General features: G+C 42.8%; 15 protein-coding genes. 3 read left to right on the forward strand and 12 right to left on the reverse strand.

Annotated features, from left to right (window positions below; all coding sequences use genetic code 11):
• Positions 1-62: 62 nt before the first annotated feature.
• From BN3456_RS06910 to BN3456_RS06950, 9 genes are all read right to left on the reverse strand, one after another.
• Positions 63-2,750, reverse strand: a complete 2,688-nt coding sequence (locus BN3456_RS06910) for an ABC transporter permease (protein WP_242862825.1) — start codon at positions 2,748-2,750, stop codon at positions 63-65.
• Entirely contained in the window at positions 2,747-3,427 is a 681-nt protein-coding gene (locus tag BN3456_RS06915) for an ABC transporter ATP-binding protein (protein ID WP_089983406.1), read from the reverse strand. The genes BN3456_RS06910 and BN3456_RS06915 overlap by 4 nt, the downstream gene beginning before the upstream one ends.
• A 193-nt stretch (positions 3,428-3,620) precedes the next feature.
• Positions 3,621-4,592: a sensor histidine kinase gene (locus tag BN3456_RS06920; protein ID WP_089983407.1), complete on the reverse strand. Its 972-nt coding sequence runs from the start codon at positions 4,590-4,592 to the stop codon at positions 3,621-3,623.
• Complete coding sequence (locus BN3456_RS06925; RefSeq protein ID WP_089983408.1) at positions 4,585-5,283, reverse strand: response regulator transcription factor; 699 nt, start codon at positions 5,281-5,283, stop codon at positions 4,585-4,587. The genes BN3456_RS06920 and BN3456_RS06925 overlap by 8 nt, the downstream gene beginning before the upstream one ends.
• Before the next feature lie 157 nt (positions 5,284-5,440).
• A complete protein-coding gene (locus BN3456_RS06930; protein ID WP_089983409.1) occupies positions 5,441-7,996 on the reverse strand; it encodes an ABC transporter permease in 2,556 nt (851 codons plus the stop codon).
• A complete protein-coding gene (locus BN3456_RS06935) occupies positions 7,993-8,676 on the reverse strand; it encodes an ABC transporter ATP-binding protein (RefSeq protein ID WP_089983410.1) in 684 nt (227 codons plus the stop codon). The genes BN3456_RS06930 and BN3456_RS06935 overlap by 4 nt, the downstream gene beginning before the upstream one ends.
• Before the next feature lie 152 nt (positions 8,677-8,828).
• On the reverse strand, positions 8,829-9,821 hold the full coding sequence (locus tag BN3456_RS06940) for a sensor histidine kinase (protein WP_089983411.1): 993 nt from the start codon (positions 9,819-9,821) through the stop codon (positions 8,829-8,831).
• Complete coding sequence (locus BN3456_RS06945) at positions 9,811-10,491, reverse strand: response regulator transcription factor (protein WP_089983412.1); 681 nt, start codon at positions 10,489-10,491, stop codon at positions 9,811-9,813. The genes BN3456_RS06940 and BN3456_RS06945 overlap by 11 nt, the downstream gene beginning before the upstream one ends.
• 70 nt (positions 10,492-10,561) lie before the next feature.
• Positions 10,562-11,869, reverse strand: a complete 1,308-nt coding sequence (locus tag BN3456_RS06950) for an MATE family efflux transporter (RefSeq protein WP_089983413.1) — start codon at positions 11,867-11,869, stop codon at positions 10,562-10,564.
• Positions 11,870-12,198: 329 nt separating this feature from the next.
• Here BN3456_RS06950 and BN3456_RS06955 point away from each other — a divergent pair, with 329 nt between their 5' ends.
• Genes BN3456_RS06955 through BN3456_RS06965 form a run of 3 tightly spaced genes read left to right on the forward strand, consistent with a single transcriptional unit; the run spans position 12,199 to position 15,923 of the window.
• A complete protein-coding gene (locus BN3456_RS06955; protein ID WP_089983414.1) occupies positions 12,199-12,828 on the forward strand; it encodes a TrkA C-terminal domain-containing protein in 630 nt (209 codons plus the stop codon).
• Positions 12,829-12,858: 30 nt separating this feature from the next.
• On the forward strand, positions 12,859-14,727 hold the full coding sequence (locus tag BN3456_RS06960; protein ID WP_207644090.1) for a glycine betaine ABC transporter substrate-binding protein: 1,869 nt from the start codon (positions 12,859-12,861) through the stop codon (positions 14,725-14,727).
• A 14-nt stretch (positions 14,728-14,741) separates the two neighbouring features.
• Complete coding sequence (locus BN3456_RS06965) at positions 14,742-15,923, forward strand: quaternary amine ABC transporter ATP-binding protein (RefSeq protein ID WP_089983416.1); 1,182 nt, start codon at positions 14,742-14,744, stop codon at positions 15,921-15,923.
• A 73-nt stretch (positions 15,924-15,996) separates the two neighbouring features.
• On the opposite strand, the gene BN3456_RS06970 is transcribed toward BN3456_RS06965, so the two are convergent.
• Genes BN3456_RS06970 through BN3456_RS06980 form a run of 3 tightly spaced genes read right to left on the reverse strand, consistent with a single transcriptional unit; the run spans position 15,997 to position 20,050 of the window.
• Positions 15,997-17,829 (reverse strand): ABC transporter ATP-binding protein, encoded by a 1,833-nt coding sequence (locus BN3456_RS06970; RefSeq protein WP_089983417.1) that lies wholly within the window; start codon positions 17,827-17,829, stop codon positions 15,997-15,999.
• Between the two features lies 1 nt (position 17,830).
• Positions 17,831-19,597 carry an ABC transporter ATP-binding protein gene (locus tag BN3456_RS06975; RefSeq protein ID WP_089983418.1) on the reverse strand — a complete coding sequence of 589 codons (1,767 nt, stop codon included), beginning with the start codon at positions 19,595-19,597 and terminating at the stop codon, positions 17,831-17,833.
• 45 nt (positions 19,598-19,642) lie between these two features.
• Positions 19,643-20,050 (reverse strand): Fic family protein, encoded by a 408-nt coding sequence (locus tag BN3456_RS06980; RefSeq protein WP_089983419.1) that lies wholly within the window; start codon positions 20,048-20,050, stop codon positions 19,643-19,645.
• Positions 20,051-21,718 lie beyond the last annotated feature (1,668 nt).

A 21,718-nucleotide genomic window follows, 5' to 3' on the forward strand; every position in this document is an offset into this window, starting at 1 on the left:
CGCCGAATTCTCAATTGTTTGAAACAATTAAGAAAATGGAGCGCAAAAGGGACTGACCCCTTTTATGTTTCCGTGTCTCTCAGCCGCTCTACGATTGTGTGTTTGGCAGCCGAATGGTATGTCAGCAGTGGAATTACAAGTCCAAGTATGGCAAATACAGGTACTATCAGCAAAATTGGAAGCTCTGTCTGGCGGAAGGTGAAGAACCAGAACATATTTGTGAGCATACTGCCGATTAGTGGGCTTAATATCAGGCTGAAAATCAGTGATACAAGAATTGCTGCCAATGTATATATAAGGCCTTCTATCATCAGCATCTGCTTCAGCTGACGACCGGTCATTCCGATGGACTGCAATACTGCAAATTCCCGCTTTCTTGTAATAATCCCGGTCAAAATTGCATTAAAGAAATTCAGAATTCCCACAAGAGCTACAATCCCGCTCAGTACGCCTCCCATAATTGAGAACATATTCTGGAATCCGTCAAACTCCTTCACATAGCTCATTTTTGATTCATAATCATATGAAGTTTGTACTTTATTTGTATAATGCTCCAGGAATTTTGACATTCCGGCTGTAGATGTTTGACTGTCCATATTGAATAAATAAGTCATAACATCACTGGTGCCGCTGTCCCGCCGAAATGCATCTGCACCCATCACATACTCCTGTCTCCCATAGTAGCGGTAACTTTCTGTATTTGGAACGGTCACGGTAGCAGCCACTCTATATTCTTCTTCATGATATTTTGCCGCCCGTATATTATAGTTTCCGGAATAATTGTCTGTTTCTTTCTCCGATAAAATCTTTCCAGTATCCGTATCATAGTATTCATACTCATCCACATATCGGATTTTGACTATGTCACCTGTTTTTGCCCAGTGCGAATCCTTTTCCACCTTGCCATAGTCATCCGCCATATATACCGCTGCGATGGAATGGCTGTCCGAATCGCTGAGACTGGAAAGATCTCCGTCAATCACTCCAAGGCAGCCAAGTGGCAGGGATTCCATTCCATAAAACTGCGCTCCTTCATAAATTCTGCCGTCCTCTGATTTGTCGGCCCACTGCACTCTTTTGTCCACTGTCTTCTTATTTTCTCCCCATCTCCGATAGATCTTCCGATATTCTGTTTCCGTCATCAGCTGCTCAACAGAGGAAGTCTGACCATAAATACGGCCGGATTCTTTCATACCTTTTCGACTGTTGATATCCAAAATCACATCCTCCGTGATGGCCTGGCCTGAATCTCTAAATCCGGCATTGGTCGTATTAAAATAATCGGCACTTCCTACAACAAAATCTGTAACTACTTTACTCTGGAGATATTTGTCCATATCAAATCCATTGGTGAACATAACTGCAATATTCAGCAGCACGACTGCCAGAGACAGAGAAACTATGACCAGCACAGTCTTTTTTCGATTTCTTCCAAGATTTGCCCAGGCCATGGAAAACAGAGAGGGTTTTTCCCGGCCTTTTTTTCGAACCTTTCTCCTCTTTTCTCTGCCGCCTTCTGCATAGCGGACTGCTTCAATGGGAGATACCCGGGCCGCAATTTTTCCTGGCCGTCTGCAGGATAAGAGTACCGTAATCACCGCAAATATAATTGCTCCTAAAAATATAAGCGGATTATAGCTGACAAGTGCTACCTTATATGAGAGCTGCTCCATAATGACCGGGGTAAGCTTTGTCCCTATCAGAAATCCCAGTAATAGACCAACCGGAATCCCCAACCCGGCTAAGGCCAACGCCTGGAAACGGATCATCCGGCTGATCTGCCTCCCAGTCGTCCCAATGGTTTTCAAAAGGCCATAAAACTGAATATCATTGGCAACCGATATTTGAAATACATTATAGATAATCAGATACCCAGTAAAAATAATCAACACTAGCAGAGCCACAATTGCAAAAACAGTTACTGGATCTGCCTTTTGGGAAAACTGCGCTCCTGTGTATCCCCAGTTTACACCAATGTCAATGAAATTATCCTTGCTTCCATCATCACACTGATACCCATTATCTTTGAGTACCTGTCTCATATTTTCTTCGATATGCCTTGCATTCTTAAAGAACACATCCAGCGTCCATTTTCCGGTCTGATTGCTTTTATCCTGGGGCTGATAATTAGAAAGCTCTTTTTTGGCGCAGCTCAAGGGAACTAACACATGGCTCGCAGTTGCAGCCTCATCGTATTCCCACCACCCAGAAAGTTCGAAAGCCTTGGTAACAGGTGTCTCTTCTCCTGTTCCGCTTCCCAGATTGTATGTCATTGTAAATTTGGTACCGACCTCAGGTTTTACACCAAGCAGTTCAAGCACTCTTGTATCGGTTGCCGCCTGATTTGTTCCCTCTTTTGGCAGCTTTCCTTCCTTCGGTTCGCAGAAATAATGAGGGACTTCCCCCGGTTCTATATAGCTTACCTCCACATGGGCTTTCTGGAAAGGCTCCCCTTCTGTCATACCAAGAAACAATCGTCCCCCGGATTCCTTAATGAGAGGATCCTGCCTCAGCTTTTCCATCTGTTCCTCGCTTATATCCTTAAAGCTGCCATGTCCGTCCCCGCCGACCATTCGGAAATTTTCCTGCTGAAAAGAGTAATTGATGGAAGCCGCAATAGTAAATAATGCAGTAAACATAATCGTAGTCAGCACAATTGCCAGAATTGCAATCAGATTTCTTGTCTTCGATGCCTTCAGACTGCGTGCCGACAGATTTCGGATACATTTGCGGTTAGAAACCTTTATCATAGCGATTCCTCCCTTTTCACGATCCTTCCATCTTCAATCCTGACAATCCGCTCAGCAAGCTGTGCTATCTCTTCATTGTGCGTAATCATCACAATGGTCTGCGCAAATCTCCGGCTCATAATCTTCATCAGCCCCAGCACATCCTGAGATGTACTGCTGTCCAGATTCCCTGTCGGCTCATCGGCAAGGATAATAGCTGGTTTAGATGCCAGAGCCCTTGCAATTGCCACACGCTGCTGCTGTCCTCCTGAAAGCTGATTGGGAAAACTATGTAGTTTTTCCTTCAGACCCAATGATTTTATCACCTGCTGCATATATTGCTTATCCACAGTCCCCCCGTCTAATTGTATCGGCAAAACAATATTTTCATATACAGACAAAACGGGAACCAGATTATAAGCCTGAAACACAAAGCCGATTTTTCTCCGGCGGAAAATCGTCAGTTCCTCATCCTTCAAAGAAAAAATATCCTTTTCATCCACCATGACTCTTCCCGATGTGGGGCGGTCCAAACCTCCCAGCATGTGAAGCAGCGTAGATTTTCCGGAACCCGAGGTACCTACAACAGCAACAAATTCCCCATTCTCAACAGAAAAATTCACACCATCCAGTGCATGAATCTCACTCTCCCCCTTTCCATATATTTTGCTCAGATCATTTGTTTCCAAAATCGTCATGTACCAAACACTCCCTTCATTAAAGGGGACTGTTCCTTTTGCGCTCCATTTTCTCAATTATTTCAATCAATTAAGACTTCAGCGATCAAAAGGGACAGTCCCCTTTTCAAGACTATATATAGCCTAGCACATTATTCTTTCCACAATCTTTCCCATCTCAAAAAGATTCTAACAGTTCTGAAAGATTTAAAAACTATTTTAAATCATCTGTACCGGAATATTTGCCATCCGAACTTCGGTCTCCGCCTGCTGCGGAGGCTGAACCCGAACGTGGAAAATAGGCAGAGAAAACTGAACCTTTGCCGGGCTTTGACACCAGTTTCAGGTATCCTCCTTCTTCTGCCAAAATCTCTCTGGTCAGATATAGCCCAATCCCGACCCCTTCCCGGGTAGCTGTTTTTGCAGACCGGTAGAACCGGGAAAATACTTTTGCCTGCTCTTCTTCCGGGATACCGATCCCAGTGTCCGCAACATCAACACATACAAACAGTTCATAGGGTTTCACACTAACAGTAATCTCTCCGCTGTCTGTATATTTTACTGCATTGTCCAACAGGTTGCATAGCGCCTCCACAGACCATTTGTAATCAAAGACTGCGTCCGCATACACATAATTTTCCACCAATTCCAATCCCTTTTCCGATACCTTCGCTCGATACTGACCCACGGCCTGCCTCACTGACTCAGAGATATCGCCCTCTTCCAGCTTTAGCACGATGATTCCAGTTTCCAATCTGGAAAGCTTCACTAAAGCTGCAATCAAAAACTCCAGCTTTTCCACCTGCCGGTGTAGAGAAGCCACATACTTTGCATCTTCCTGCTTCAACTCCCTCTCCTGAAGCATTTCTGTATAGAGAAGAATGTTGGTAATAGGAGTTTTGGTCTGATGAGAAATGTCCGAAATTAGTGTTTTAATCTTATTCTTTTCCCCGGCAATATTCCGGACCGACAATTCGGAAGCTGTAAGATACTGCGCCAGACGGTTTTCCAGTGCAGACCGCCTTGTCTCGTTAAATGCGCTTTCCGTAAATGTCCCGTTCATTGCCTGTTCCAGCATCTCCCCGAGACCTTCCATGACCCGCATCTGTCTATATCGTGCATAAAGCACTGTCCCCACAGCAGCCAGTATACTGACAACAGTTAGTACAATCAATACTTTATTCATATTCCTTTACCCAAGTGTATCCTACACCATAGATTGTTTTAATACTGTCCTGTGCACCTAACTTATCCCGCAGACGTTTTACGGTAACAGAAAGTGCATTTTCATCCACAAATTCTGCCTCTCCTGTCCAGATCCTGTCCAGTAATTCAGAGCGGCTCATAATAATCCCCTGATTCTCTGTCAAAAGAAACAGTAACTTCTGTTCGGTTTTACTGAGTTCCACACTTTTCCCTTGTACAGAAAATTCCATGCGCAGAAAATCAAAGTGATACTTTCCGGATTGAAAAACTCTTACCTCCCTATTGTTCTGCTGCTTCTTATGAAGCTGTTTCCGCAGCTGTGTGTTCACCCTCGCCCTCAGTACCGCCAGACTGAAGGGCTTTGTAATATAATCATCCGCCCCCAGCTCCAGGCCGTTGACAATATCTGTTTCCAGATCATTCGCAGTCAGGAGAATTACAGGGATAACCGATTCCTTTCGTATCTGAGCAAGCAGATCCAGCCCGCTTCCCTCGGGCAGGTTAACATCCAGGAGAACCAGATCCCATGTGCTCTTTTTCAACCTCAGCTTCGCTTCTTTTAGAGTGGCACAACTGTCAGTCTCCACGTTTTCTGCGACAAGTGCCCTCTTTAGTCCCTCAGCCAAAGAAGCATCATCTTCCACAATCAATATTTTACTTTTCTCTTTCATTGATATAAGTCTCCTCCTGCGCCTCCTAGTATGCTTTTATAGTAACACCGTTTCTCCAACACTTCAAACAATAAAGAGAGATCAGCCCTTTTCGAACGCCGAATTCTCAATTGTTTCAAACAATTAAGAAAACGGACCTCAAAAGGGACTGACCCCTTTATAAAATTTCCTCTTTTAATGTCTCCACGATTGTGTCGTGTTTTAATTTAGATACGGAGTACTGCATCGACATTAATATAATTAGGAATACGACAATGATGACTGCCAGATACAGCCCCCAGTTCACTTCGAAAGGTTGTGCCTCTCCCGTCGCACGGTTAAGTCCATAGCTTAACAGCAAGCTGAGCGGTATCCCAAAAATCAATGCTTTCAAACCGTAAAACAGGCTTTCCAGGCGAATCATTTTCCGGAATCCTTGCGGGGTCATCCCAACAGACTTGAGCATGGCAAATTCTTTTTTTCTCAATGCAATTCCAGTGGAAACTGTATTGATGATATTGGCAATGGTAATCAATGTGATCAGTGCCACAAATCCGTATACAAACACTTCTATCACAAACCCAACTGTATTCATTGTCTGGAACATCTTTACCACATCTGAACAATAGGTATGCGTATACCCCTGTTCGTCCAAAAGTGCCAATACCTTCTCAGTTACTTCTGCATGTCTCTTTGTCTCAATTCCGAATAAGTATCTTAAATCACTGGAGTCCACACCCTGATAAGCAGTCTTAAAATAATAGCTTTGGGGCACATATACAGCAATTGCTCCAGGATCTGACAATTTGCAGACATAATTTTCTTTATCATAATTGATAAGTCCTGCAATTTCCACCTTGCTGTTTTCTGGTGTTTCTTTTTGATAGACCTGCTCTCCAAGCACCTTTTCTGTAAAGATTTTCTTACCTCCCTCTTTATGGGAAATATTATTCATCAGCAGGCCCTTTATAGTTCCGCTGTAAAAGTCACGGTAACCCAGCCCATTTTCCTCGCAGAGAGCATTAAATGCTTCGTCATCTATACTGTTTACATATAGCTTTACTTTCTGTCGGAACAGATCCTTATATGCATCTGTCAGGTTCTTCTTGTCCGTGATGCCTGGCTCCATATTATACAGTGACTTCTCTCCATATTCAAAATACGTGCTGTTTACACAATAAAAATCGTCGATATCGGAAATATTCTCCAACTCTTTTGCCAGCTTATCCTTCTCGTCGTAAGTAACCATGACCTGCACCTGATAAGGAAGGTTTACGCTCATATCAGCCGCCTGCATAAACAACTGACAAAAATAATTTACGCATAGAAACAGTACAACGGACAGAGTTATGGAAAATGTGATCACTCTTGTCTTTCTGGAATTTCGTTTCAGACTCTTATGTGCCAGCTCTCCCTCGTAGCCAAATATTTTCCTAATGTAGCAGGGAGATTTGAGTTTACGGGTCTTCAATTTCCATTCACTTTGCTGCCGGATTGCATCAATAGGCGTAATTGCCGAAGCTTTTCTCGCCGGAATGAACGAAGAGATGAATATCGTCAAAGTGCTTACTATAACAATCCCTATTATGCACCAGATGGGAACTACCGTACCCATGGACATTTCTGAGTCAGTTACACCCTGCATCATACCGGAATCTATGATTTTCCTGCCGACTATTTGGAAAGTCACCGAGATTCCTGCTATGCCGGCAATAATCCCGACTATAATACCAACCAAGCCGAGAAGAAATCCTTCAAAATAGACGGAATTTCTCTTTTGCCTTTTCGTCGCGCCCACACTGGCCAGCATCCCGAGATAGCGCACTCTCTCAGAAAGTGACATTCCAAAGGCATTGTATATCAAAACCACCGATGCCAGCACAATAATCACCAGCATGACAGCGGTCATGGGAATAATCACTGTGATAACCTTGCTGTTCTCGTCAATTGCAAGTTTTGTCTCCAGATAGTCCGTGTTAATTTCAACCGTCTGAATCTGATATTTTTTAACCATAGACTTAATAGTATCTAATGATTTATGATTCACTTCTTTCAGTAGAATTGCTGCATTTACATTTTCTTGCTTTTCTTCGTCACTCATGCCCCTTAATATCTGCGCCATGCGTGTTGGAGTGTTTGTGTGCAAGATGGCAGTAATTTTGTATTCTTTTGTACCTGCCTGGGTGAATTTCTCATCTGATAAATAGTTGCCATAATATAACTGCTTCTCCCCGTCCTGTTCAAGAAAACGGCTGCCCACATCCAGAGTAACCTGGTCTCCTACCTTCCATTTCAGATGGTTCTTTTCTATAAATTCCTCTTCCACCGCTATCTCGTGTTGGTTCTCAGGAAGCTCTCCATCATACCTGCTTGTAACCATCTGCCTTAAGTACTGTAAGTCACCTGCAAGTATCTGCCCGCTGCCGACCCTGTAGGAGCTGCTTCCCTCCAGATAGAAACCGTTCTCCTGAAGCAATGTCGTAATACCGACATCTTTTATCCGGCTGTCCTGCTCAATTGCCTTAAGCTGTTCCTGCGTGATATCCTGAAAAAGAGCATGACTGTTTCCCCCGGATAAAATAGTAATTCTTCCCATAAAATCCAGAAACGATGCAATAGAAACAAAAACGGCCGTAATCATTGCAACTGAAACTGTAATCCCCAGTATCGTTACTATCGTCCTGCCTTTATTTGTCTTCAGATGCCGCAGGGTCAGTTTGTTTACAATATTCATGACCGATTCACCTCATCTCTGACGATGTGCCCGTCTTCGATGGCGATCATACGGTCTGCCGACAGCGCAATCTGCTCATCGTGTGTAATGATAATTACCGTTTGATTAAATTCATGATTGAACTGACGGAGCATTGCAATGATTCCCTTACTGTTTTCGCTATCCAGATTTCCGGTAGGCTCATCTGCCAGAAGCAGCGCGGGGTTGTTGACCAGTGCTCTTCCGATTGAAACTCTCTGCTGCTGACCTCCGGAGAGTTGATTGGGAAGATGCTTCAGTCTGTCGGTAAGTCGAAGTTTCCCAATCAGCTTCTCAATCTGCCTTTTATCGGGCTTCTTTCCATCCAAAAGCAGAGGCAGTGTTAGATTTTCCTCTACCGTAAGTATAGGAATCAGATTATAGAACTGATAAATCAAACCAATCTGTCTGCGCCGAAAAATGGCAAGAGCAGTCTCATCCAGGGAAGAAAGCTCCGTCTTATCTATCACGACTTTCCCCAAGGTCGCCTGGTCCACACCCCCAAGTATGTGAAGCAGCGTAGATTTTCCCGAACCGGAGGGTCCGACGATTGCGACAAATTCCCCGTGATCTACAGAAAAAGAAACATCATCCAGCGCCTTCACCATGGTGTCCCCTTTACCATAAACCTTAGAAAGATTTTCAACCTCTAATATTTTCATTTCAAATTCTCCCTTCTAATATATGGTATCATCTTATCAGACTAACCTTACACCTCAGTGAATCGAAAGTGACAATTCTGTCACTTGTCCGCCCGGCCCCAAATCATGCTTTTTCATGCAAACATGAAACACATGGCCTTTTAACCCTGGTATCATATGATTACTTTATAAAAATAGATTTCAAATTCCGTCCCTTTCCCTTCCCGGCTCTTGACACTGATTTTCCCATTCTCCTTATCTAATATAGCTTTCGCCAGAGCAAGTCCGATTCCGACACTCTCGGCAGATGCATTTTCCCCATGGTAAAACCGCTCAAAAATATGGGGAAGATCCTTCTGTGAAATTCCGCTCCCATTGTCCCGGATTATAACCGAGTTATAGATGCCTGCTGTCTTTATTTCTATCTGCAGCCTGCCGCCCTGTTCCATATGCTCTATGCAGTTCTTCAAAATATTAGAAACAGCTTCTTCCGTCCATTTCCTGTCTCCAGTTATTACTGCATCTTCTCCACTCATGTTCCAGGAAATATTGCCCAGATCCATTAAAATCAAAAATGGCTGAACACAGTCCCAGATTATGTCTTTTAATGGAATTTGCTCCTGTTTAAACACAACGGTCCCTGTGTCAAGTTTTGATATTTTCAGAAGATTAGAAATCAGCCATTTCATTTTGCTCAGCTGTGTATCAATAATAGAAAGGAATTCTTTTCTTTTTCCTAAATCCTCCTCTTCCTCCAAGAGCTCTGTCATAACCATCATAGATGTCAGTGGTGTTTTTAACTGGTGGGAAATATCGGCAAGAGAATCTGCCAGATAAGTTTTATCCTTTTTCAGCATCTCATTCTGGGAACGCAAAAGGACGGTTACCTTATAAAGATTGTTTTTCAGTATAGACAGCTCTCCTTCACTGTTATCTGCAAGAGCCAGATCGTATTCCCCAGAACATATGAGGGAGAGGTATGCGTTCAATTCCTGCAGCTTCTGATATCGCTTATACGTTTCATACAGATAAATTGCAGTCACTGCCGTTCCAAGAAATAAGACAGCCGCCCAACAGACAGAATTTAAGAACAGGCAGAAAATGGTGCATAGCACTGTCAGCCCCATCCCTGCAGCGGCAATTCTTCGGGTTCCTTTATGATTCATGTTCTACGATATACCCCTTTCCTCTAACTGTTTTTATATAGACCGGATTCATCGGATCCTCCTCGATCTTGTTTCTAAGCCTTTTCACATACACCGTCAGCGTATTATCATTTACAAAGTTTCCGTCCACGTCCCAGATGTTCTCCAGCAGATTATTGCGTGAAAGGACGATACCTTTATTATTCAGCAAAATAAGAAGCAGACGGTATTCCATAGCTGTCAGCTCTACCTCTTCTTTTCTTTTGTATACTTTTGCCGTGTTGGTATTCACTTCCAGCTCTTTATAACGGATAATCCCGTCCACTGTCTCTTTACTGTATCTTCGCAGAACACTCTTCATCCGCGCAAGCAGTTCTTTCACCCGAAATGGCTTCGTAATATAATCGTCAGCTCCAAGGTCCAGCCCCATAACCACATTGACCTCATCGTCCAGAACGGTCAGAAAGATGACCGGGTAATCTCCCATGGATTTAACTTTCTTGCACACATCATACCCGCTGCCATCCGGAAGGGACAAGTCCAGAATGTAGAATGAAAACGCATTTTCAGAGATTTGCTGCATGGCATCCTTCACAGTTCGTGCCACTGTAACCTGATAGCCCTCATTTTCCAGAGAATATTTTAATCCAATAGCTATTGCATCATCATCTTCCAGTAAAAATATACGCATAACATATCCCACCCTTTCAAGCTTCACTCGAGATAATACAAGTATAGCAATTTTAAGTGGAAAAATAAAGTTATTGATTTTTATGAAGGGCAAATAATATAGTCCCTACAATTGCCACCAGCAATTCTGTGCCCGGGAATGCAAACCACACGCCCCTCATTTTTGCCACTGAAGATAAGATGAAAGCCATAGGAATAATTAGAATAACACCACGCAGTATGGAAATAATACTTGCCGGCAGTGGATAATCCGTGGACGTATAGTACATGGAGATAATTATATTGAATCCGGCAAACGGGCAGGCAATAAAATACAATCTAAGACCTTCCACCGCAATATTTTGCAGCACTGCATTTTGTTCACTATTAAATATGCCGGCAACATGTTCTGCTCCCAAAAATATTCCCGTATAGATAGCCACAGATACAATCAACATTGTAATCATTGCGTATCGCAAAATTGCCCTAACATTGCTGGGATTTCTTCTACCATAGTTTGCACTCACAATCGGCTGAATTCCCTGGGCAATCCCTGTATAAATCGAAATGATGACGAGTGACAGATTGGCAATGATCCCGTATGCTGCCACACCCACATTACCCTGAAGTCTCAGGATAATGAAATTGAATACAATCATGACAATACCGGAGGATACCTCCGTAACCAGAGATGGCATTCCGCTGGAAAACACGCTCACAGCAAGATTTCTCCTCAGTCTGCACTTTGTGAAATGAAATTGGTTTCTCTTTTTAATAAAATGCGGTGATAATATCAACATACTGATAACGGGGGCAAGCCCGGTGGCAAATACTGCACCAAAAATCCCCATTCCAAATGGGAAGATGAAAACATAATCTAATACAATGTTGGATAAACTTCCACCTATCATCGCTGCCATAGACAGTTGTGGGGCCCCGTCATTTCGAACAAAGCAAAGAAGAACATTGTTCAGGAGAAAAGCCGGGGCAAATAACAATATGACCTGCAAATAGGTCTTTGTCATTCTAAATACACTCTCATCCGCTCCCAAAAGTGTCACAATGCCGTTAGAAAGAAAAATTCCGGCTAATACAAAAATAACAGCAAAGACGGCTGCAATATATACTACATTAGTGAAAATACTGTTTGCCTCATAACCCTTTCCCTGACTTTTCCAGATAGAATATCTGGTGCCTCCTCCCATACCAATCATTAATCCGCTTCCATGAATAAAACTATATATGGGAATAGCAAGATTTAATGCCGTAAGTCCATTTGTGCCCAGACCTTTGGCCACAAAAAAAGTATCCGCCAGTATGTAACAGGATAACCCAAGCATTCCCAATACATTTAAAGAGGAATATTTGACAAAATCTCGAAAACAACTCTCTTTCTTCATATAAATTACTTTTCCTTTCATTCTACGCCGCACAACATATACAAAAGCAGAATAAAAGCGCTGATCTCGTATCTTCTATGGCCTAACGATACGAACTTCAACGCTTATAATCTACCCGGCGGCAGTTGATAACTATGTTCTATTAATTATTGTTCCATAACACCAATATTACCATACAGACGCAATGTGGAACGGACTTAGTATATCATATCTTTTATCTTTTTTCAAAGTTATTATCTTTCAGCATCCAGACTTTCTTCTTGACTTCTGACAACCCATGCTCTAGAATTAAGTTGTCACCAGTACAATAAAGGAGTGGACCACAGCATATGAAATATTCTAAAAATACACCTGTCTACAGCCGGGTTGCCTATGACATTGCTTCTCAGATTACAAATGGAAAGTTGAAAGAAGGACAGCGTTTCTCCGGGCGTTCATTAATGGGCTCCCAGTACGGTGTATCTTCTGAGACAATCCGAAGAGCTATGAACCTTTTAGCAAATATGAACGTCATTGAGGTACAGCAAAATGTAGGGGCAACAGTTATCTCACGGGAGAATGCCATAGATTATGTCGAACATTATAAATCTGACAATGACAGACGGGCTTTAAAGGCAAAGCTTAAAGATCTGACACAACAGAGAGATCAGCTTAATAATGAGATTAACAGTACATTTGAAAAAATTATGGATTTGGAAGAACGTTTTCAGAACAGCGATCAGCTGAAAACATATGAATTCCCCATACAGGACAAGAGCAAAGCATCCGGCAGGACCCTCGGTGAGCTTCAGTTTCGCCAGAATACAGGAGGCACAGTCATCGCCATCAGGAAAGGGGAAGAGCTTATACTCTCTCCCGACTCCCAGACTGTACTTCAGGAAGGGGATGTACTTGTCATTGCATGTAATGTCGCCAACTTAACCCATGTTTCGGAACTTGTCAGTTATTTTTCAGGGTAATCTTATAATACACAGGGAGGGATGTTCAAAATGAAAAAACTTTTATCACTTTTGTCAGTAGTGCTCATCGGTACTCTGTCATTTACTCAGCCGGCTCTTGCCGCAGACACTAAAGAGAAACAGGAAATTGTTTTTGCAGATGTAGGATGGGACTCCATCAAGCTGAACAATGCAATTGCCGGTCTGATTGCCGAAGAAATATTCGGCTATACGTGGACCGAAATTCCCAGTTCCACGCCAATCGCCCACGAGGCACTTATGAACAGCGAACTTGATGTGCATATGGAGGAATGGACTGACAATATTCCTTCCTACCAGCCTGATCTGGATGCGGGAAAGTTTAAAGAACTCGGGATAAACTTTAACGATAATTACCAGGGATTCTATATTCCCAAATATGTAGCAGAAGAATACCCGGATTTGAAAACTGTCAAAGATCTCGGAAAACATCCGGAGCTGTTCCCAGATCCGGAAGCCGCACAAAAAGGGGTAATATACGGAGGTATCCCCGGATGGAGTGTCACGGAAATCATGGAGAAAAAGATAGCTGTCTACGGTCTGGATAATCAGTATAATTACGTAACCCCAGGAAGTCAGGCAGCAATGGATGCTACGATTACTTCAGCCTGGGATAAAAAAGAACCTTTTGTAGCTTATTATTGGGAGCCAACGTGGCTGATGGGCAAATATGACCTTGTGCTTCTGGAGGATTCTCCTTATAATGAAGAAACTTTTGCGGACGGCATCGGGGCCTGCCCGGCAGTTACCGTAACCGTTGCGGTAAATAACGACTTTGCGGTTTCTAACCCTGAATACTGTGAGTTTCTCTCTAAATACCACACAAGTTCCAAATTAATCAGTGAAGGGCTTGCTTATATGCAGGACAACAATGCCGACCATAGTGCAGCCGGAAAATGGCTCCTGTCACAGCATCCTGAACTGCTTGAAGAATGGCTTACCCCTGAGCAGGCAGAGACATTAAATGCAAGTCTTGAGGGCGGGACACACAGTACAGACAAATTCAGCTGGCTGTCAAGTTTTCCTTTGATTGCTAAGCCAAATACAAATGCTATTGATAATGCTGTGCGGAAATTCGCCGTTTCTGCCGCATCTGTGCTTGATAAAATCCAGTCGGTGCTGGGCGGACTGGTGAATGGATTCAAATGGCTGCTTGCGCATATTCCGTGGTTTCTTTTGCTTCTCGCCATATTCTTTCTCGGCTGGCATGTACGCAAAAAATTCAGAAGCGGGATACTGTATGCTATACTCGTCTTTCTGGTGGGTGTTGTAGGATACTGGGATGATATGATTCTCACCCTTTCTATTGTGTTGGCAAGTGTGGTGATGTCACTGCTTCTTGGTCTTCCTATAGGTATATTAATCTCTAATTCGCCAAAAGCCAACCGCATTATACGCCCGGTTCTGGATACTATGCAGACAATGCCTGTATTCGTTTACCTAATTCCTGCTCTGCTCCTGTTTGGCATGGGAAATGCTTCCGCAGTGATTGCTACTGTTATCTACGCGATTGTCCCGGTAATCCGTCTGACCAGTCTTGGAATCAGACAGGTTGACAAAGAAGTGGTAGAAGCTGCGCTTTCCTTCGGTTCTACCCGCTGGCAGACTTTATTCAAGGTGCAGATCCCGCAGGCAATGCCTACAATCATGACGGGTGTAAACCAGACACTTATGATGGCTATGTCCATGGTAGTGACCTGCTCTATGATAGGTGCAAGAGGTCTTGGTATGGAGGTTCTGGAAGCCGTGAACCGTATTGAAATCGGCCGGGGCCTGATTGCAGGGGGCTGTGTTGTTATAATGGCAATCATACTCGACCGCCTGACACAGGGATGGTTTGGAAAAAGTGAGACACAGACAGAATCAAACACGGAGAAATAAATGGAGGGATGGACATGGAAGGCAAAAAAAATGTGATTGAAGTACAGAATATAAGTAAGTTGTACGGTCTAAATAAATCGGAAGCATCCAAAATGATGAGAGAAGGCAGTGAAAAAAAAGCTGTACAGAAGAAAACCGGTGTCTCCGTCGCTCTATGGGATATCAACATGAAAATCCCCCAGGGTCAGATTTTTGTAATCATCGGTTTGTCCGGTTCCGGAAAATCTACATTGGTCCGCTGTTTTAACAGACTCAACAAGCCCACTTCAGGCACTATATTATTTGAAGGAAAAGACCTGGCCACACTTTCGAAAAAGGAACTCCTGGAGTTTCGCCGCAATAAAATCTCCATGGTATTTCAGTCCTTCGGTCTGATGAACCACCGTGATGTACTCGGAAATGTCGCTTATGGGTTGGAAATCAAGGGTGTTCCAAAGGAGGAGCGAGAGAAAAAGGCAATGGAAGTCATCTCCATGGTAGGACTAAACGGCTGGGAACATCAGTCCTGTGACAGTCTCTCCGGAGGCATGCGTCAGCGAGTCGGAATCGCCCGAGCTCTTGCAAACGATCCCGATGTGCTCCTTATGGATGAGCCATTTTCTGCCCTTGATCCTCTGGTACGGCAGGATATGCAGTTTGAACTGCTGCAGATTCAACGAAAGCTCAGGAAGACAGTTGTCTTTATTACTCACGATATTGACGAGGCTTTTAACCTGGGAGACGTTGTGGCAATTATGAAGGATGGAAAAGTAATACAGACAGACACACCCGAACAAATGAGTGAACATCCAGCAAATGAATATGTGGAGGCATTCATCAATAATGCAGACAAATCCCGTGTTCTCTCCGTATATAACATTATGATCACCCCGAAAACACTGGTCCGGGTAAACGATGGTATAGAACAGGCAATCCGTGTAATGAATAAAAATGAACTCTCCACTGTATATATTGTGGATGATAACCTGCATCTGGTAGGCATTCTGACTATCAGTGATGCTGTGCATGCAAGAAAGAATCACCTGCAAATTACCGATGTTGTCCAGAAAGACATACCGGTTGTAGATCCGGATACACTTGTAGCAGATATCATGACACTGGCTGCAGAAGCTCCATATCCGATTGCTGCGGTAGGAAAAGATGGGCAGTTAAAAGGAATTGTGACAAAGGCCAAGGTACTTTCATCACTTGCATAGTTACTTCAATTTGTAACTGTTCAGAACCAGGCAGAAATATTTAAAATCAAGCCTGGTTCTGGATATATTGCATTTATTTCGGCAAAAGAACCTGCATCGCAGCTTCTTCTTCAAACTGTTTGGAATACAGGTCGTAATAGTGCCCCTTTTCCCGCAGCAGCTCTTTGTGGGTTCCCCGTTCAATAATCTTCCCATCCTTCACAACCAGAATTAAATCTGCTTTACGGATGGTGGACAGCCTGTGAGCAATGACAAAAGATGTCCTTCCTTTCAACAGATGATCTATGGCACCCTGAATCAGCTGTTCAGTCTGGGTATCAATCGAAGAGGTGGCCTCATCAAGTACGAAAATGCTTGGATCGGCAAGAATAGCTCTTGCAAAGGAAATCAGCTGTTTTTCTCCCGTAGAAAGCCTTCCCCCGCTCTCCCCAACATCACTTTGATAGCCCTTCTCCAGTTTCTTTACCACCACATCTGCCGAAACCTGTCTTGCTGCTTCTTCTATTTCCTCATTGGTAGCATCCAGCCTCCCATAGCGAATATTATCATAGACTGTTCCCGAAAAAAGATGAGGCGTCTGAAGTACATAGCCGATCTGGCTGTGAAGCCAAAGCTGAGAGCGTTCCTTATAATCTTTCCCATCTATCAGAATACGTCCTTTTGTAGGCTCAAAAAATCTTCCCACCAGATTCACAAGGGTTGATTTCCCTGCCCCTGTCTCTCCCACAATAGCCACATTGGTACCTGCAGGAATTTCCAGCTGGAAATGCTCCAGGACGTATTCTTTTCCGTCAGGATACATAAAGGATACATCTTCAAAAGTAATATCTCCCCTAATCTTCTCCCAATTTTCCTTCCTGGGAAAGAACATATCTCCGTACTTTTCTTCCACCTCTTTTGTGTCTGTCACATTTGGCTCCTGCTCCAGCAAATCCACGACGCGCTCTATATTAGCCTGACAGGATACCAGATCTGCCAGCAATCGTGCAAGCTGCTGAATAGGTTCAAAAATGACCACCGCATAGGAGATAAATGCTGAAAGGGTTCCCAACTTTATCAGATTTTCCTGTACCATATAGCCTCCCCTTGACAGCACAATAGCTGCGGCAGCCGTACTGAAGAATAAAATAGAGGGAATGTAGACTGCATTTAATTTTGCCGAACGGGTGGCTGCCCGGTGCATATCCCTTGTAATATGACAGAACTTCTCTTGATTGTCCTCTTCTATTACCATACTCTTTGAAGTTCTTACCCCGGTAATCCCTTCATTATAGGCGCTTGTAATCTGAGAATTTATTTTACGGACTTTCCGGTTCCAGTACAAAATTTTATTCTGGAAATACACAGTCAAAAGTGCAATGCACGGCACGATACCAAGAATGATCAAGGCCAGTTTTGCATTTAGCGTAAACATGATAAAAAATACACCAACTACATAAATTAAAGCCCAAAACATATCAATCAGACCCCATGCAGTCATACCGGCGATCCGCAGGGTATCACTCATAACCCTTGCATGAATATAACCCACCGGCGTGGTATTATAATAGGAGAACGACAATATCTGTAAATGCTCAAACTGTGCCTGTTTTAAGTCTTTTCCCACATACATTTCAATTGTGGTAGCTGCGCGCACAGAAATGTATACTGCGACGGTCTGCCCTACAATCAGCGCCACATATAGTCCGGCAAATGTACCGATTCCGGTCAGCGCCCCCGGAACAATAAATCTGTCAATGGCAAAGCTCTGAAAAAGTGGAACCAGCAGATCAACTCCTGCCAAAAGTACATTCATCGTTATTGTAATAATAAACTGCTTGCGATATCTTTGAAAGAAAGGGAGCATCTTCCCCCACACTTTTATGCTGAATGGTTTTTTATATTCTTGTTCTTCATATGCTGCCATACTATCCCTCCACCTGCAACCTGTCATCCTGACTCATCTGAATGTCGTATATACGTCTGTAAATTCCCTGCTTTTCAATCAGCTCCCTGTGGGTTCCCAGCTCTTCTATATGTCCTTGATGGAGAACCATAATCCGGTCTGCATTCATTACTGTTGTTATTCGATGGGAGATTAGAATGACCGTTGCGTCTTTCCTATTCTGAAGCAGGGCCTTTCGTATTCTTGAATCAGTTTCAGAATCCACTGCCGACAAAGAATCATCAAGCACCATAACAGGTGTCTTCTGAAGGAGCATTCTGGCAATGGCAATTCTCTGCCGCTGTCCTCCTGACAAAGTAACTCCTCGTTCGCCTACCAAAGTATCATATCCATCCACAAAATTCATAATGGTTTCATCCACACAGGCAATTTTCGCTGCTTCTCGAATCTCTTCCAGCGTAGCCTCAGGCACAGAGGCGGCTATATTCTCCCGTATAGTACGGGAATAGAGGAAAGGCTCCTGAAGCACCACCCCAACATTTTTTCTAAGCCATTCTAACGGGACTTCTTTTATATTTCGTCCCCCGAACATGATTTTCCCATCCTCATCCTTAAGGTCATAAAGCCGGTTTAGAAGCTGTATAATAGTGGATTTTCCACTCCCTGTCCCTCCCAGTATTCCAAATACACTTCCCTGTGGAATGATAAAGTCCAGGTCTTTCAAAACTGGTTTTTCTGTGTCGTATGTAAAATTTACATGAGAAAAATATATCTCATAGTTCTCAGTTTTATGGCACCCCTCCTTACTGTGAATTTCTTCCTCCGCATGTAAAATATACTCCACGCGATCAAAGGAGACTCCAGCCTTGCTCATATCCGAAAGAATCCTTCCAAGCCCACGGACCGGCCATACCAACGTGGTATTATAAGATGCAAACGCAATAAACTCACCCACTGTAATGCTGCCGTTTACCGCTTCAATCGCACCTGCTACAATCACCGTCACAACCTGCAAACCCGTAATAAGGTCACCTATCCCCCAGTAAAGGCCTGAAAGGGTTCCAAGACGAATCCAAAGCTTTGCAAAACCTTCGTTCTTCTCTCTGAACCGCTCCATCTCAAACTTTTCTCTGCCAAAGGCACGGACAACCCGCACTCCGGTTGCATTTTCCTGCACAGCTGTAGACAGTTCTCCCTCCGCTTCGTCCGCGAAAGTAAATCGCCTGGCTATGAGGCGGTAAAATATGGTGGAATATAAGGCAACAATGGGAACAAATAAAAGTGTCAGCAGCGACAACTTTGTATTCATAGCCATCATCATTCCAAAAGAAACACCTACAATAAAAACTGTCCGAAACACTTCTAAAAGCTGGGTAATCATAAAGTTGCGTATTACCTCCACATCAGATGTGCAGCGCTGTATAATATCCCCTGTCTGATGCCTGTCGTGCCACTTCATCGGCAGTCGCTGTACGTGGAAAAATAAAGCATCCCTCAGGTTTTTTGCAAAATTTTCCCCCGCCTTTGCCGTATAAGTTCTGGTCAAAAAAAGGGCACCCCCGGAAAGGATTGCGACTCCGATTAATAAAAGAGACATGATCCAGAGGTGGCCTGCCAGATATTTATATTTCTCCCCTCCAAGAACCGAATCTATAGTAAATCGGAAAATCTGTGGAGTCAGGGCGTTTAAAATCGTAGTTAATAAAGACGCCAGTACAGCTGCGGCTAGAAAACGTTTTGACCCTGCAAAAAATTGAAGGATCAAATTCATCCTTTTATGTTTCTTCATGGTAAAGTCCTCTCTCATTCCTTTCGAAGATTTCTATTTTCAACATTATAGTATCTCTCTTGTGCATTTAGTTTTCTGTCTAGACTGTTCTCTTCTGCGAACCAAACATTGCACACGCTGAATCGCTTCTAATTCTGCTTTACAAACCTGATGAACCATTAAAGATAAATCCCCCTTCTTTTCATAACATTGAAAAGCCTGACGATATTTTCCAGTTGGATTAATCGCAATTGGAAGTAGGTTCTGATTGATGAGCTCCTGATTCATAAGCATCCGTCCCACTCGGCCGTTTCCATCCTGAAATGGATGTATCTGCTCAAACTCAATATGCTGTTCTGCAAGCTGCTGCATGATTTCAGCCAGACTGTTTCCTTTACTCGTATTCTCCCACTTTTCAAAGAATCGCTGCATGAACTCCAATACCCGCTCCGGCTCTGGTGGGTAATACACCACCTCCGCAAGACTTCCAATATAAACATCACTCTTACTTCATCGTATTCAATGAGTGAGATTGTTTCATCCAATGATAATGTATTTCCTTCTATTGCATTACTGCTCCAACAAAAACGCAATGAAAAGTCTTTCGTAAACGGAGATAGGATAATGTCTGATGTTCTATCTTTTTGTATGCTGTCCAACCCTGTTTCTATCTCTTTGAATAAGGATTCGTTATTTACTAATTCCATGTTCTCACCTCTTCAAAAAACTCTATATGGATTTTGATTTCTTGTTTTCCATTCTACCATAGTTTCTATATTCCGTGAACACTCATTATTTATTATTTTCCCCGGTCACAGGCTGACAATAATATCCACCGCCAATCGTGTTACTTCGTTATCTTCAAGATATTTTTGAATTTCTCAGCTCATTATCCGGAATAAAAGAAAAAGACCCTCAAAACTTTACAAACTAAAGAAAATGTCGTGTTTGCAGGGCTTTCAGCGCCTTATATTATTATTTGGATTTTAATTGAAAAGTTCGCTTAGTTTCCCATCTGTTTTGCGAACTTTGGAAACCAGCTATGCAGCGCCACCTTGTTTCCCTAGTAAACATATGTATTTTCCAGCTCTATCCACTTTCTTATTTTGGCTATACCCCAACAATTTGATTTGGGGATAGTATCATGCTGTCTGCTTTTTAATCTTCCTCATCAGCTCAAGTTTTTTTTGAGGTAACGAGAAATCTATTTGGGAATGATTTTTCTTCGCCCAAGTTTAAACGTTGTTATCCCAGAATACTCGTTTAGCAAGAAGTTCCACTTTTTTCTGGATCATCTTCAGGTTGCGATAAACAGTATCCTTTGCAAAACCAGATGGTTTCATGCTCAGCGTCATATGTATTCTTTCCGCAGCAATTTGGTTACCGAGGTGATATTACCGATAAACAAATTATATGGCTAGAAGAGAACTATAAACAAATGAATAGTTTTCAGGAGAGTTATGTTAGACAACTTTTGCGTTATGCTTATACAAAGTAGCCATTTATCTGATTTGGCTATTTTTTTATCTAACAAGAGCGTAGGTAAAACATCAATATAAAAATTCCTCTATTAATAAGCTCTGATAAAGGTAACTATCGATAATTGAAACTATTCTGATTACTCTCAGAAAGGTATAATCGGTCCTACGCTATCTTTTTTGCGAATAATTAAGGAATATTTTACAAATGATAGAACTATTACTCATAAAAAATGGAGGAGATTCCTATGTTAAATACACGTCAAATACCTAAGGAAGAAGGAATAGACCATAGTTTAGGCCTAATGCGAGAGGGTTATATGTACATTTTAAATAGACGACGTAGTTTTAATTCCGATGTTTTTGAGACCAGATTACTTGGAAAGTGGACCTATGTCAATACATTGGACACAAAAAGTTGAACTTTTTTTATGCAACCTGAATAGCTTCATCCTCCATTTGCTGAGATAATCTCTCGGAATCTCTAAGCCAGTAAATCCAAGGCTTTCAGATCCCTTTTTTATTAAAATCCCCCACTTTTTGTCAAAAAACACTTGACAGTTTACTCGAAAAATGCGGCGCTTCGCGCCTATTGATCAATAAGTACCGTTCGCTTGCGGGCGGCACACATTTTTCGATTGGAGGCGATTTTTTGTTACCTGTT

Origin of the sequence: Clostridium sp. C105KSO13, assembly GCF_001517425.1 — a bacterium.
Classification (GTDB): Bacteria; Bacillota; Clostridia; order Lachnospirales; family Lachnospiraceae; genus Muricomes.